This window comes from Methanomicrobium sp. (genome assembly GCF_055145805.1).
The window spans coordinates 1-14071 of sequence record NZ_JBSREC010000063.1 but is presented as its reverse complement, the minus strand read 5'-3'; the positions used below and the strand labels follow the sequence as shown (position 1 = coordinate 14071).

General features: G+C 41.0%; 12 protein-coding genes and 2 tRNA genes. 8 read left to right on the top strand and 6 right to left on the bottom strand.

Annotated features, from left to right (window positions below; translation table 11 throughout):
- Positions 1-45: 45 nt before the first annotated feature.
- Complete coding sequence (locus ACTB1O_RS05820; RefSeq protein WP_462994199.1) at positions 46-2604, bottom strand: MEMAR_RS02690 family S-layer glycoprotein; 2559 nt, start codon at positions 2602-2604, stop codon at positions 46-48.
- 568 nt (positions 2605-3172) lie between these two features.
- Between ACTB1O_RS05820 and ACTB1O_RS05815 the strand changes: the two genes are divergently transcribed.
- Positions 3173-3245, top strand: a tRNA-Gln gene (locus ACTB1O_RS05815).
- Positions 3246-3355: 110 nt separating this feature from the next.
- Here the strand turns inward: ACTB1O_RS05815 and ACTB1O_RS05810 are convergent.
- The 3 genes from ACTB1O_RS05810 to ACTB1O_RS05800 form a co-directional block, all read right to left on the bottom strand.
- Complete coding sequence (locus tag ACTB1O_RS05810) at positions 3356-4060, bottom strand: DUF1614 domain-containing protein (protein ID WP_462994198.1); 705 nt, start codon at positions 4058-4060, stop codon at positions 3356-3358.
- 116 nt (positions 4061-4176) lie between these two features.
- Entirely contained in the window at positions 4177-4785 is a 609-nt protein-coding gene (locus ACTB1O_RS05805) for a fibrillarin-like rRNA/tRNA 2'-O-methyltransferase (protein WP_462994197.1), read from the bottom strand.
- Positions 4782-5651, bottom strand: coding sequence for an NOP5/NOP56 family protein (locus ACTB1O_RS05800; protein ID WP_462994196.1), 870 nt, complete (start codon positions 5649-5651; stop codon positions 4782-4784). Before ACTB1O_RS05800 ends, ACTB1O_RS05805 begins: the two co-directional genes overlap by 4 nt.
- A gap of 168 nt (positions 5652-5819) precedes the next feature.
- On the opposite strand from ACTB1O_RS05800, the gene ACTB1O_RS05795 reads away from it, so the two are divergent.
- Complete coding sequence (locus ACTB1O_RS05795) at positions 5820-6737, top strand: calcium/sodium antiporter (RefSeq protein WP_462994195.1); 918 nt, start codon at positions 5820-5822, stop codon at positions 6735-6737.
- 23 nt (positions 6738-6760) lie between these two features.
- Here ACTB1O_RS05795 and ACTB1O_RS05790 read toward each other — a convergent pair whose 3' ends face one another.
- Positions 6761-7969 (bottom strand): tripartite tricarboxylate transporter permease, encoded by a 1209-nt coding sequence (locus ACTB1O_RS05790; protein ID WP_462994194.1) that lies wholly within the window; start codon positions 7967-7969, stop codon positions 6761-6763.
- 110 nt (positions 7970-8079) lie between these two features.
- Here ACTB1O_RS05790 and ACTB1O_RS05785 point away from each other — a divergent pair, with 110 nt between their 5' ends.
- From ACTB1O_RS05785 to ACTB1O_RS05770, 4 genes are all read left to right on the top strand, one after another.
- Positions 8080-8760: a uroporphyrinogen-III synthase gene (locus ACTB1O_RS05785; RefSeq protein WP_462994193.1), complete on the top strand. Its 681-nt coding sequence runs from the start codon at positions 8080-8082 to the stop codon at positions 8758-8760.
- Between the two features lie 4 nt (positions 8761-8764).
- Positions 8765-9910 carry an RNA-guided pseudouridylation complex pseudouridine synthase subunit Cbf5 gene (locus ACTB1O_RS05780; RefSeq protein ID WP_462994192.1) on the top strand — a complete coding sequence of 382 codons (1146 nt, stop codon included), beginning with the start codon at positions 8765-8767 and terminating at the stop codon, positions 9908-9910.
- A gap of 147 nt (positions 9911-10057) precedes the next feature.
- Positions 10058-10141, top strand: a tRNA-Ser gene (locus ACTB1O_RS05775).
- A gap of 166 nt (positions 10142-10307) precedes the next feature.
- Entirely contained in the window at positions 10308-10832 is a 525-nt protein-coding gene (locus tag ACTB1O_RS05770; protein ID WP_462994191.1) for a hypothetical protein, read from the top strand.
- A gap of 80 nt (positions 10833-10912) precedes the next feature.
- Here the strand turns inward: ACTB1O_RS05770 and ACTB1O_RS05765 are convergent, their stop codons facing one another.
- Positions 10913-11647, bottom strand: a complete 735-nt coding sequence (locus tag ACTB1O_RS05765; protein WP_462994190.1) for a hypothetical protein — start codon at positions 11645-11647, stop codon at positions 10913-10915.
- A 199-nt stretch (positions 11648-11846) separates the two neighbouring features.
- Here ACTB1O_RS05765 and ACTB1O_RS05760 point away from each other — a divergent pair, with 199 nt between their 5' ends.
- Both ACTB1O_RS05760 and ACTB1O_RS05755 read left to right on the top strand, forming a co-directional pair.
- A complete protein-coding gene (locus ACTB1O_RS05760) occupies positions 11847-11990 on the top strand; it encodes a hypothetical protein (protein WP_462994189.1) in 144 nt (47 codons plus the stop codon).
- 288 nt (positions 11991-12278) lie between these two features.
- Complete coding sequence (locus ACTB1O_RS05755) at positions 12279-13853, top strand: amidohydrolase family protein (RefSeq protein WP_462994188.1); 1575 nt, start codon at positions 12279-12281, stop codon at positions 13851-13853.
- Positions 13854-14071: the final 218 nt, after the last annotated feature.

The following is a 14071-nucleotide window of genomic DNA, read 5'->3' as shown; positions in this document are numbered from 1 at the left end:
ATTAAGAAACAATATAATGCAAAAAAAAGTTTTGAATTTAGGAATTTAGTCCTTTCTCATTACCAGTGCCGCTACTGCGCCAAGGCCAATGAGTGCAACAAATGCTCCAAATCCTGGTGATGCCGTTGGCTCAGGTGTTGGGACGGTTGTTGGACCGGTGGTTGGTACGGTTGTTGGACCGGTGGTTGGAGTTACTGGGCCAGTTGTTGGTGCTGCACCCTTAAGGACATTGAATGTTGTGGTTGCAGTTGCGTCTGCTTCAATTGCCTCAACGTTTACGATGTACTCGTCTGGCTTGAAGGTTGATGCGTCTACGTCCATTGCCCATTCATTGTATGAATCGCCTTCTGTAACCTTTACAGTATTAGATACACCAGAGAATTCACTACTCTGTGTCTTCTGTGTTGGCTGGAATGATGAAGATGTAACTTCAACAATCAGGTCATCACCAACAGCAAGGTTTGTTGTACCTGATACCTTGAACATATCACCAACATAGTGGTCACCAATTGAATTGATCCTGATCCAGGGCTCTTCAATTAAGAATGTGAGCTTGGTATAGGTATCATCAATATCTGGCGAGTTGATTGAAGTGACTAATGCTTCTGCTGCGTCAGAGCCCTGAAGCTTGGAAGCTCCCCAGATAACGAAGTTCGTGTTTGTAGTTGCAGTTGCGGTCTCAGATACAATAATCTGATCATTAACAGCATTATAAGCTGCAGTCACATCGAAAACATCGTTATACATCGGGTGCTGGACAACTACAAAGTACTGGCCGCTTGCCATGGCCTTTGTTGTTGCAGTGCCTACTTCATATTCAAATGAACCATCATCTGCTACAGTCTCGGTTGTAACTGAAGAAAGTGCTATAGTTGCTCCTGCACCGTTCCAGTAGTTCTTTCCGAGAATCCAGATTGCAACACCAGGTGTTGGGTTACCTTCTGCAGTTCCACGGATGTAGAGCTTGTCACCCTTTGCTACTGTTGATGCTGATGTTGTTGCTGTAACAAAAGGCTTCTTGATTACAACTGAAACAGTATCATACTTTGCATTTGCAAGGTTTGCCTTGTTTAACTGCTTTGATACTGCATAGATTGTATATGTACCTGCATCAAGAGATGCACCAGCTGTATCCCACTTGTATTCCCAAGTGTCGTCTGTTTTTACAGTTGCTTTTGTGAAGTCAACGTTTGAAGCAAGTGTAGATTCATTAAATGCAGTCTGTGCGTCAGTAATGACTCCACCGTTCGTAGGAAGGTTTGGACCTGTAATGAACATGTATGTGTCATCTGTATCAGTGTTTGTACCTGAGAGTGTTACTTCTTCACCAAGGTAGTATGAACCATCACCGGATGCTGTAACTGTTACTGCTCCCTTCTCTACTTTTACTTTTATAGTATCATAGAGCTGGTTGATTCCATCAGGTTTCTGAACACGGAATGTGTAAGTAGCTGCTTTTGTATTTCCATCAGTTGATAATGAAACTGTAATGGAACCACTTGCATCTGTTGTAACATTTCCAGCCCATACCTTAGGTGGGTTCTGAACAGGAACATCAGATCTAATCCTTGTGGCTGTGCCTTTGTATACATAAGCTAACTCAGCGGGTATTGCAGCCCCAACGTTTACCTGATTTGGTGTAATCCATGGTGCATAATCAATTTGTGTACCAGTTGCGTTATTATAGTTACCAATTCCGGTTATCCATAAGTAGTACTCAGTTTTAGGCTTACCTGTAACAGTAACAGCGAAATCATTGTTACGAACAACTGTTTCCTTGTCACCTGTGATTGTTACTGTCTCTTTATCGATTGTAACTTCTGAGACTGGAGAAATTGTCTTTCCTGAAATTGCACCAAGGTTATCCTTCATGCCGTTAATGTTAGATTCAATCCAGACCTGGTATGTTCCTGCTGTGTATGCAGAGTTTCCGGTATACCATATGTCTATAGGTAAACCTGCCCCACCAGTTGCATTCTGAACATAGTACTTTGAATTGTCAGGAAGAACATCGTTGATGAAGGTTGTATAACCAGACGCATTGTAAAGACCACTGAGGGTTGCTCCATCAGGTGTTACAACTTTTGCTGCAATACTGCTTGTTGCTAATCCACGCTGGGATATAAGTGTGTGCAGATTTGTCTGGAATGCAATCTGAAGAGTGTCTCCTTTAATTGCTGATTTGCCACTGATATCCTGTGCAGCTGCCTGAGAGGTACTGTTATCAAGGATCTGGACATTGCTAAGGTAAGGATAATCTACTACAAATGTTACATTACCATAGATACTTGCATTGTCATACCAGTTACCAAGCTTTGAGCCAAAAACTGCCTCAGATACTGTGAAAGATGTTTTCTGAGCTGCAGATAATGTTAAACTTGCTGGCTGTGCAGTCGTGCTCTCAAACCAGTAAAGTGTTGTCACTACTGGACCTGCACCATTCTGGCTGGTTGCGTTTGTAATATCGAGGCCGCCTTCCCCGATAAACACTGTATCTCCTGCTGAAATATTAGTTGCTGCAGCCCAAGCAGATACAGGTGCAACTGCAAAGAGTGCGAGCACTAATAAAGATAACAGTGCGATTCCGAATTTTTTACTTGTCATTTAAACCTCCTTAACATACGATTTAAGGTTTAGGCAATCAATCAAATTCGACATGTGTCGAAAATGGATTCACCTTGCCCCATACTCCGAACGACGGAATATACACCAATATTTGTAGAACACTTAATATATCCTTTGTGGTTGAAAGAACGCAAGATCCAATATAAAGAATAGATAATCGGACGCTTTTTAAGCCATGTTTCGATATAATCAGATTTCAGGCATACAATATTCACTGTAAAACAGTCTTCACATCAAGAGCAAAGTAAAATCTGAATTAATCGACAATTACCAAAATATCTTCCCAACAGGGAATTGAGGATTGATATTGCCTGCAAATGACTGCGCTTTTAAACAGCCCCCCTATTTTCTGTAAAGCCGGCGAATTAGAACTTTATAATTTATTGCAAAGTTACTTTGGAAGTTTATTCACAAAGCCACCCTGATGAAAAGAAAAGACTTCATATATATTATTATTCCAAAGGCAGGGATTTTATTTCGTCACTTTAATTAGTCTGAACTGACAAAATATGTAGTGCAACTTACATCAAAAGTAAGACTGACATTTAGTCCGGTAGTGTAGCGGTCAATCATGTGAGACTCTGGATCTTGCGACAGCAGTTCGAATCTGCTCCGGACTATAACTTTTTTAGTGAATTTTCCAGGAACCCATTCATAAATCAGTTCATTACTATTGATCATTCAGATAAATTTAGCTGAATATAAAGTATTATGGGATAATATTTGATGATTATACCAGAAATGCTGCTATAATTCCGGCTAAAAACACGCCGTCAAATGTTCCTGCACCGCCTATTGATGCAACAGGAACACCCATAGATCCCATCTTTTTCAGATTTAACAAGTCAGCACCCAGAAGAGTCCCGATTGTTCCGCTAACATATGCGATCACCGGCGCTGCAAACGGTATTCCTCCGGAGAGCATAAGTCCGCATATTAATGCACATAACGGCGGAATAAAAAGCGGTGTTGCAATTCCCACGCCTGCCACCGGTTTTGCTGTAACATTGGTAATAATTGCAACAATCATCACTCCAATCAGAGCTGAAAACAGGATATTCTGTCCTCCGGGCATAAATGACGCCTGAATCAGGAGGTATGCGGATACCAGGACAGGAATTATGCAGCCACCGAGGTTTGCGGCAATTGTGGTTTCGGTTGCAAATTCCTGTGGTTTGTAGAGCCTGTTCATCAGCTGACCATGAGGGATGCGGACAAACTGCTGTTCGGATTTTATTTTTGTTATGGGAATATTTACAAAACTGCCCACAATCATCGCAATCACAAGAAGAATTACCTGCCACAGACTGAAGCCGAGTTTTGATAAGGCACTCCCTATTATCCCGAGAAACAAAAGCGGCAGGAGCAGAATCAGCATTAGTATCAGGAAAATTAGCAGAATTACTGAAAAAGGGCTGAATAAGTATCTTGCCATCAGATAAATTTCAGAGCTCATCTGATTTTAATGATGCTGATGGCAGGAGGCCACTATACTAATTTTGGATTTCTTATTTTGAATTTCTGATTCCGGTTTTTTGAGAAAAAAGTAGATTATTCTTTAATTTTTTTGCATATGATACATGCATGATCATGATGATAGGGCTCAAGCCAGCATGCATCCTTTATTTCAAGACCTGATTCTTCAAGCTCTTTTAATGTATCCAGAAATACAGTCTTTGGATCTGTTGTTACATCCACGCTTCTTGTCTTTAGCATCAGTATGAGAGTCCCTTCTTTCTTTAAAAACGGCAGGTTCAAAATTGCGATCTCGGCCTGATTGGGCTGTGCAACATCCTGATAGATCATATCAACATACTCCATAAAAGGAGCATACTCACGTGGATTTCCTGCATCCGCCATTATAGGCATGATATTCTTTCTTCTCTTTGAGACCTCAATTAAGTCCTGCATCGGACGTGGTGCAAACTCAACGGCATAGACACAGTCGACATAATCTGCAAAATGAGACACAGTCGTTCCGTTTGCGGCACCAAGATATAAAACCCTTAAATCAGCTTCAAGGTCAGTTTCAGGACGCAGCATTGCAAGAGCGGCGAACTTGCTTCTGTAAGGATTCCATACACGGTGCCCTTTCATCATCTTTTCGCCGTAAACTCCGCCCTGTCCTTTGGAGACCAGAACACCGTCAATATTTATCATTTCGCCTTCTCCTCTCCGAGAGCAAATACATAATCTATCCTTGCCTGTGCGGGCTCTATGAATTCAGGAACAAGTTCGCCCCTGAAATAGTCAAGCTTTGCCGCAATCGCAAGTTTACCGCCAAGAACCCTTGAAACTTTACCCCGGACTTTCGCCTTTGAATTATGAACTCTCCTGTGCTGAAAGATAATCCCGTGTTTGGGGGAGGGCGTATTTCCCTTCAGGTGTGTAAAAAGAGCACTTTCGGCACCTAAAACCTGAATCGCAGATGATGCCATCCTTGACATCTGAAGAAGACTTCCTGCTCTTGATATAAGCCTTGCAGCAACAAGCCCTCCGACAAGAGCACTGCAGTTTGGCGCAATTATATCTGCACGGCCTGATATCTCCTTCATCAAACGTGTTCTTTCAGAGGACATCCTGTCTATCTCATATCCGAGTCTGCCAAGAGACGTCTTTTCACGCCTGATTATTGCAACCATCTTCTTTGCGCCGACTGATTTGTATTTTCTCGAAAATTTTGGATTCTGAACGAGATACCACTCGGTTGCACGCTCAATTAAGAGATTTATGACATGGTCCATCTCGTCAAGCATCCTCACCATCTGGACAAGTTCTATGTCGCCCTTAGTATAGTGTGCATGAATCTTCTTTTCAGCAAGAAAAATGCATAACAGACGGAGTTTTTCCATATATTCTTCGCGGTTTTCCGCCACACCGCATTTTACTGCATCCTCAGGTGAAAGAGGTACAAAATTGTTCATACTGGCATCTATATCGCGATAATGTGCCGCAAAAACATCCTGTTCCCCTTTCAAAGGAACACAGCTGCCATCAGGATTTATGTCCCCAAACCAGTACTGCATAATTGATATCAGATCTGTCTGCAATCGTTGATTAAATGTTCACACACCTAAGCAAAAAAACAGGTTTGTGAACAGCAGTAAAAAAATTCTTGCGAACAAGTAATATAGAATCTGTACTTAATTTATACACAGTCCTGCCGGGAATTCCGGCAGAATAATTGGTTAAATATGATAGTTACAATACTGCTTTTTATTGCAGGTCTTCTGTTTCTCGTAAAGGGAGCCGACTACTTTGTTGATGGAGGAGGGGGACTTGCCTCACGATACGGCGTCTCGCCGACCACAATAGGCCTTACCGTAATTGCATTCGGAACATCGCTTCCGGAGTTCGGGGTGAGTATCAACGCTATTATATCCGGAGATCAGGGAATTGCACTTGGCAACATTCTGGGCAGCAATATCGCAAATATTGCCCTCGTTCTTGCGCTCTGTGCATTTATTAAGCCGGGAATAGTCCATGAAACCATCAGAAAAAAAGGATGTCTTGGTATTGATGCGTACCTTATGCTTGCTGCAACCGTTATTTTTGCACTGTTTGCACTCTTAGGGACCTTAAATTATATCAGCGGAATTATCTTTCTGATATCCTTTGTCTTAATCCTCATATACCTCTGGAAGAGCGGAAATGTGGAAGAGGAGAAGATTGAATCTCACGGAAATAAGGACTTTTTATACATAATCTTAGGTCTTTTTGGTGTTGTAATCGGTTCACAACTCCTCCTTGACAGTGCAGTGTCAATTGCGGAAATTATGGGCATTCCGTCTTTTATAATAGGAATGTCGATGGTTGCTGTCGGAACATCGCTTCCCGAACTTGTGACATCACTTATGGCAATTATAAAGGGCCAGGGCGGAATCTCAATCGGAAACCTGTTTGGAAGCAACATATTCAATCTTCTTTTTGTTATGGGCGTGGGCACCCTTATAAGACCTGTTGAAATCCCTGCATATTCAGATGTTTTAATAATGTGCGGTTTTACGGTTGCAGGCCTTATTCTGTTCTGCAGAAAAGAGAGATTTACAAGGGTATGGGCAGTTGTTCTTCTTGCAGCCTATTTTGTATATATGGGATCTCTGTTCATCTGAAAAACCCTGACTAAATTCCTTTTTTATAATATTGAAAACGACCAGCATATTACAGGAATCATTACAGCACCCATACAGGGAACTCTTCTGACATTTACAAGATACGGCACATAACCTGTCATTGTTGCAAGAACCAGAATTAAAATCCCAAACGGCCCTGTAAGAACAAAGGTCAGAAAAGTCATGAATACTACAATAAAAGTGCTTAATTTTCTCACATTCATACCCATAAACAGCCTTCCAGAACGGGAAAAGAGAAGTGTAAGCAGGTATCCTGCAACAGCGGCACAGAACCCTGCCGAGAGAATAAGGGTTACCGGGGGCAGATTCTGAAGATGGGAAAATGCAGCCATAACACCGTTTCTCATCCTCATTATTGCGTAGAACGCCGCTATTGATATGAAAGCATTTGCAGTGTTTGCAGCACTTGTTGCAATTATAAAGCCCCTTCCCTCACGATCAATTCTGATTGCGGATGCAAGTACTGCGTTTGCGGAAGCATTTGAAAGGCCGGGCAGCCATCCGACTGCTGAGCCTGCAAGTGTTCCTGCAATACTGCATTTAATAATCTCTTTTCTGTCCGTTTTTACCACACCTGATTTCTGCTCAGGCATAATGCCCTCAGATGAGACCAGAAGGACAGATATTCCGAAAAGGCCGGTTAAAAGAGGCATAAGAACAGAACCGCCGCCTGCCATGCCTGTGGAAAGCCAGGAGTATTCAAACGCAAAAATGCCGAGTATTCCCGAAACTGTGAATATCGCAAACGACCATTCAGGCGATTCTGAATATACTATGAGGATTCCCGCAACTCCAACCAGAATTATTCCAGTCCACCAGTCGATATATGGCTGAAGAGAAGGCAGGAGCATTATGAATGCGGCAAATACAACAAGGCTGAATACTGAACCATAAGCGCTTCCAAGTGCGGAGAGCCTGACTGCCTCCTCACCGTTACCCTCAAGGCACAATTTGTGGGCAGGAAGAACGGAAAGAGCAGTATCCGCATCAGGAATTCCAAAGAATGTTCCCGGAACAATGTCTAAAAACGTATGAACGATGAGCGCTGCAATTAAGGATACCGCCATTGCCGTTTCGCCGAAAAGAGCAAGAAAACCTGTTTCGACTGAGAGAAGAATTCCCGCCATAGTGTTTGAGTGAATTCCGGGAATAAGTCCGCTAATTGTGCCCAGAAGTATTCCTGCAAACAGGCAGATTATAATCTCAATCATTGTTTAGCAGATTTCTTTATATTTTAACAGTAATATAGAAGTTTTCAAACGCTTTTGTCAGATTTTTTTTCATACAGTTTTATCTGAATTCCCGACATATTCATCTCCCAATGATAATTGCAGTTACCCGCCTTAAAGAGAAGGCAGGAAAGGATGACGAACTCTGCAAAAAATACGGACACGATTGCCGGATTGTGTCCCCGATGGAGGCTAAAATATACACCGACAGGGTAGAGGAGTTTGCCGCTGCTGTTAACAAAGGTGACTTTGACTGCATATTTTTCACAAGTGCTCTTCCGGCACAGGCTATAGGGTCGCTTCTTAAAAGATGGCCGAGAGTCGTTGCAATAGGCCCCCAGACGGCAAAGACACTCAAAAATTTTGGGATTGACTGCGAGACGCTTCCAACTTACTACTCACGTGATTTTGTCCCATTCCTCGGGGACTGGATATACGGTAAAAGAATTGGTATCCCACGGGCAGAAGTTCCCAATCCCGGTTTAATCAGCGGAGTTGAGGACAAGGGAGGGATTGTTACCGAGGTTGCAATATACTCACTTGAGCCGACAGAAGAGAGACTTTTACTTGAGGGATGTGATGTTATATTGTTTACAAGCGCCAACTCTTTTACATATTCTGTGTGGGACAAAAATATGAATATAATTCCCGCTGCAATCGGGGATGTAACCGGACAGAGAATGATTGAAGGCGGAGTAAAACCCCTCGTTACAGGAGACGGTTCACTTGAAGGCACGCTTATAGCCCTAAACGAATACTTAAAAAAAGTCTGAAAATATGAGTGAAGAAATAAAAGATCCGGAAATAAAAGAGCTCCTTGAATGCGGTATAATTGCGGTTGACAAAACGCAGGGCCCTTCCAGCCACCAGGTTACAGCCTGGGTTAAGGAAATTTTTGGACAGAATATGAGAATCGGACACGGAGGAACACTTGATCCGATGGTATCCGGCGTTTTAATAGTAATGCTCGGACGTGCAGTCCGGCTTGCGCCCGTAATCCTAAAACACAGAAAAGAGTATATCGCGGTTTTGAGACTTCATGGCGATGTGGAAAAAGAGGAGGTTTACAGGGTTGCAGATGAATTCCGGGGCAGGATCTATCAGAGACCCCCGCGGAAAAGTGCAGTCCGCCGTCAGTTAAGAATACGGACAATGTACGATATCGAGGTTCTGGATTTTTCCGGCAGACTCGTTCTCTTAAGAATCAGCTGTGAGGCAGGATCATATGTCCGCTCTCTCTGCACCCATATGGCATTTGCAATGGGTGTCGGCGGTCAGATGGAGGAACTCCGGCGTTCACGGTCAGGTTCAATCGGACTTCCCGACACATGCACACTTCAGGATTTAAAGGATGCATTTGTCTTTTCACAGGAGGGAAATTCCGAAGAGCTCAAAAAAATGATTCTTCCGGTGGAAAGACTCATATCCGAAATTCCGATTGTGAAAATCCGTGATTCAGCGGTTGAGGCGGTCTGCACAGGAGCAGTCCTTGCAGGCGTCGGAGTTGTATCAAAGGAGAGTTATAAGAGGGATTCGAATGTTGCGGTTATAACCGAAAAAGGTGAGCTCGTCTGCATCGGAAAGGCCCTCATCTCATCTGAAGAGTATAAGCCAGGCGATACAGGTCTTGTTGTTGCACCACTGGCTGTTGTGATGAAGAGAGGCACATATGAGAAGGGATGGACAAAAAAACCATTTGATCCCGAGAAAATAAGAGAGAAAAAGCCGGTAATAAAACCAAAGCCAAAACCCCCACAAAAATCTCCGGAGAAAAAAAGATTTCGTCCTTCAAATAAGAGAACATCCGGATATCCGGCTAAAACTCAGGTTAAAGCTCCGGAAAAAACTCCTGATAAAAAACCCTCAGAAAAACGGCAGAGGCCTTTTTCAAAAGCACAGCCTTTTGACAGAAGACGGGGATAAAAGACTTTTTTGTCTGCCCGGGATTTTAAAACTTAATTTTCCATTTTTTCATTTTTTTCAGTTATAATTTCAGTTGTTACGGCGGTTGCAAAAGGATAGGATTAATAAATTTAGTGCCTTATTAATTAAGGCACTGATACTTCTTTTGCTGAGGTAGTCTAGTCTGGTAGGGCGCAGGCCTGGAAAGCCTGTGGGGTTCGCCCCTCGGGAGTTCAAATCTCCCCCTCAGCGCATTTCAAATTTATACAGGGAGATAAATCTCCGGAAAAATTACTGGATTTTTTCATGTATTTATAAAAATCACGCGAATATTCATCTAATCAGATTATATTCTGTAAACCGGGATTATTTTAAAAAAAATTCATTTATATTGTATTATAAAGAATTAATAAACTGTATGATTAGTGAGGGTTTACAGGGGGTCATTCTCGGGGGTTTTATTGCAATAATCTCACAGTTTCTGATTATCAAATATTACGGCCATGAATCCACAAAAAATCTTGAATATGCCGTAATTTCAGATGTGGAATCTGTAGAGACATTACTTAAGGACTTTTCAAAAGAACACCCAAACCCCGATTTTGTTCCGAATGCGATAAGCCTCCCACAGCCGTTTTATACTGATAACGGTCTTTTTTACAGCATTCAGGGAGATATCCAGAAATTAGATGAAAGTAAGGCAGGAATCGTCTATAAATTTTACATAAACCTGACAATTGCGGAATCGGAAAGAAAACTGATAAGAGAGCAGTTAAAGCTGATCAATGAAAACCCCCTGTTAAGCACAGAAGACATTACCCTCATATCCACAAAACGGATGGTTTCATCAGTTAATATCGCATCCGCCTTAATTGACGATATAAAAAATTTCAGGAATCAAAAAGAACCACTTTTTTCCAAATATATTCCCAATAAAAAATAATTTTGAAATTTTTAACGGTACACTACATTTTAACAATTAATTTTCTAAAATATTGAAGGGATAATCAGACAGGGCAGCGTTTATTTTCCGCCATGCTTCTTTAAATGCCTTTCATAATCCGCATCTGCCAGATATTCGTCCACAAGAATTTCAAATAACGGGTATATCTCCCACGCCCAGATTATGGCCCACAGATTTTCTCTTTCTCTTTTCTCTTTATCTCCCGCCATTTTATCAGTTATCTGATCAATTTCCGGAAAAGTTACTTCATTATTTGTTATCTTATTCTGAATGATTTCGGTGTTTTTTACGATCTCCTTAAAGCTCTCTCCAACTTCGGATTTAACTCCCCGGATTAATTCATCACTGAATATAGCTTCACAATTCAGATTAACGTAAGGATTTCCGAGATTATCCTTTATTCTTTTGAAAGTTTTGTTGAAAAATTTTGGCAGTAGCGAACTCTGATGCCCTTCTCTTTTATTTTTCAGATTTCTGGAATAAAGTATCAGTTCTCCAAATGCTTTTTCGTTTTTTACTCCGTCATGAACAAGTATAATCTCTTTTAGGGTTGCCTCAATTAACTGCCCCATAAGCATGATTCCGGGACGATACATCCCGCAGAGGAGGCATTTATATGAGTCATAATAGATCTCATAAAGATTGGATTTCCCTTCAAATTTTTTATTTTCAGGGTTGTATAAGGGAGGAAGCACAGTTTTGTTACTCTCAAACTGTTGTTTTTGATCTGATGCAAAAATTTCCGCATTGATATCTATTGTTTGGAGTGAATCAGATTCACTATTTTCAGACATAGCTACAAATAACTGTTAAAGGTGATATATTTACCCGAAAAATACCAGGGAATTTTGGAAAAAACAGGCGCCAGAAAGCCGGTTCTTATTTTTTTTAACTCAGGAATCCGGCAACTTCGTATCAGGAAAAAAATTAAAAGCTGTTTCAGGGATGCTTGCCCATCCCTGAAGCAGCCTGTCTTTCTGTCAGGTACTGATAATGACAAGTGAAGTTCCGCTACGGTTTTCCTTTAAGAGTCTGTGTGGTGAACCTCTTGATCAGAAAGCTATTGACAGCCCGGATGCTACAAAAGTCAATCTTTCAAATGATGATGAGCTGCAATATAAATTGTTCAAAAGATAGATTATTAGAATGAAGAAAGAAAGGATTACTCTTTGAATTTCAGTAATTCTCTAATTTTCAGCTAGTCCTCACTAAGATCAGAATAACTCAAAACAGACCGGTACAAGGAGAACAAGCATCAGCGGTGCCGAGACGACCACAAACACCATTTTCAAATTTTCGCACTAAAAAGTATTTAAGGAGATGGGATATTAATAATCATTTTGTAGTACATCAAATGCGGGAGAGAAAACTATGATGCGTACGAGGTCTGGAAAAACACTAGTAATTAATGGAAATTATCTGGATGTGGAGGGAAATGTATCCAGGGGCTATATTGTTGTAAGTGATGGTCGTATTCAGAGCATAAGGAACTCGCCACCAAAAGAAATATCGGATGACTCTTTGATTGTCCTGAATCTTGATGATGATGATATTGTGTTCCCTGGTTTTCTGAATCTTCATACCCATATTGAATACAATACAATCCCTATCTGGGATTCCCCGAATGCCCCGTTTAATTGCCGGTTTGAATGGCGGAATGATCCAGGATATAAAAATGATATAAAAGCTGTACATTGTTGCATTACTGCCCAATTGGTAAAAGATTCAAAAACAAATGAAAATGATTGTACTAAAAATTGCATAAATTTTTTAGAAAAAATAGCCAGTAAGGATAAGAATGAACAACCTCATCCTTTGGTCTACGGCATTACGACTGAAATTCAGGCAATTTCCGGCGGGACGACGTGTATACAGGAGGATCAAACGCTTGATTATGAAAATCCCAACCAGAGTCCGAATATTTTGTTACGAAGTACGAGTTCTCCGAAAGATTTTGGTTTTCCCCCTGAAAACAGAATTTTTTCTGTCATTGACTTTTACCGGCCTATACTATCGGATCATAAATGGAAACCTAAAGAACAAGATGATTTGAATACCTTTGATTTGAATATTAAACTTAAAAAGAATGACCAAGGCAAATTTGTTGCCACACTGGCTCATCTTGCGGAAGGGCGTTCGGGGTTCCTTGAGTATCAAAAAGGAGTGGATGAGTATACCCGTAAAGAATTCCAGACATTTATGTCTCACATAAAATCTAACAACAGTAAAGACATAATCCCCATGCATTTATCGATCATTCACGGGTGCGGAATTGATGTATTCGATTCCAGTCATGTTGATTTTCTGAAAGAATATGGGATAAGCGTACTATGGGCCCCAATTTCGAACCTGTTGCTTTACAAAGATACCCTTCATATTTCTGAACTGCTGAAGAAGGGCGTAAATGTTGCCCTTGGATCGGACTGGAGCCCCAGTGGCGGAAAACATATCCTGGAAGAAGCAAAGTTCGCTTTATGGTTCGCTAAAGAATTTGATCAGGAAATAAAAAGTTATGACATTTTTAAAATGATTACCACTAATGCCGCAAAATGCCTTGGTCTTGAAAATGTGGGCCAGATAAAACCAGGAAATTACGGGGATTTTTTGATCTTCACAAAACCAAAATCCGAATTAAATGCGCTTGATGCTTTATTGTCTCCTCAATCTGACGATGACGCAATTAAGTGTGTGATAGTAAACGGCCGTATCTTGTACGGTGATAAAATAATCTTTGATGATCATCATATTGATTACCAGCCATTACCAAATGAGGGAAATTCAGCACAGAAAAAAGGAGTGAGCCTGAATTCAGATCTGGATTTCAAGATGGATCGGGATATTCCCTACATAGAATATCTTTTGAAAAATAATATTTATCGATCATGGAATCGTTCCCATTTTCTGGCAACAGATGATAAAGATTATTTATCACGTTTAGATAAATTAAAAGAAGATATCCATAAAAAAAGTATCCGGGTAAAAAAATTTCATTCATTATAACATTTTTCTGTTTTGTCCTGCCCGCGATTTCACACGAGGGAAAGCCCATGAGGTAGAGCAGGCCAGGAGCGAACTTTTATGCCCCTATCTTTTATTTTTCAGATTTCTGGAATAAAGAATCAGTTCCCCAAATTCTTTTTCATTGTTGACACCGTCATGAACAAGTATAATCTCTTTTAGGGTTGCCTCAATTAACTGCCCCATAAGCATGATTCCGG

Bases quoted from the DNA above. Each gene is read 5' to 3' on its own strand.
- ACTB1O_RS05780 (WP_462994192.1), top strand. From the start codon at position 8,765: ATGAGTGAAGAAATAAAAGATCCGGAAATAAAAGAGCTCCTTGAATGC.
- ACTB1O_RS05785 (WP_462994193.1), top strand. From the start codon at position 8,080: ATGATAATTGCAGTTACCCGCCTTAAAGAGAAGGCAGGAAAGGATGAC.
- ACTB1O_RS05805 (WP_462994197.1), bottom strand. From the start codon at position 4,785: ATGATAAATATTGACGGTGTTCTGGTCTCCAAAGGACAGGGCGGAGTT.
- ACTB1O_RS05810 (WP_462994198.1), bottom strand. From the start codon at position 4,060: ATGGCAAGATACTTATTCAGCCCTTTTTCAGTAATTCTGCTAATTTTC.
- ACTB1O_RS05820 (WP_462994199.1), bottom strand. From the start codon at position 2,604: ATGACAAGTAAAAAATTCGGAATCGCACTGTTATCTTTATTAGTGCTC.
- ACTB1O_RS05795 (WP_462994195.1), top strand. From the start codon at position 5,820: ATGATAGTTACAATACTGCTTTTTATTGCAGGTCTTCTGTTTCTCGTA.
- ACTB1O_RS05765 (WP_462994190.1), bottom strand. From the start codon at position 11,647: ATGTCTGAAAATAGTGAATCTGATTCACTCCAAACAATAGATATCAAT.
- ACTB1O_RS05800 (WP_462994196.1), bottom strand. From the start codon at position 5,651: ATGCAGTACTGGTTTGGGGACATAAATCCTGATGGCAGCTGTGTTCCT.
- ACTB1O_RS05770 (WP_462994191.1), top strand. From the start codon at position 10,308: ATGATTAGTGAGGGTTTACAGGGGGTCATTCTCGGGGGTTTTATTGCA.
- ACTB1O_RS05790 (WP_462994194.1), bottom strand. From the start codon at position 7,969: ATGATTGAGATTATAATCTGCCTGTTTGCAGGAATACTTCTGGGCACA.
- ACTB1O_RS05760 (WP_462994189.1), top strand. From the start codon at position 11,847: ATGACAAGTGAAGTTCCGCTACGGTTTTCCTTTAAGAGTCTGTGTGGT.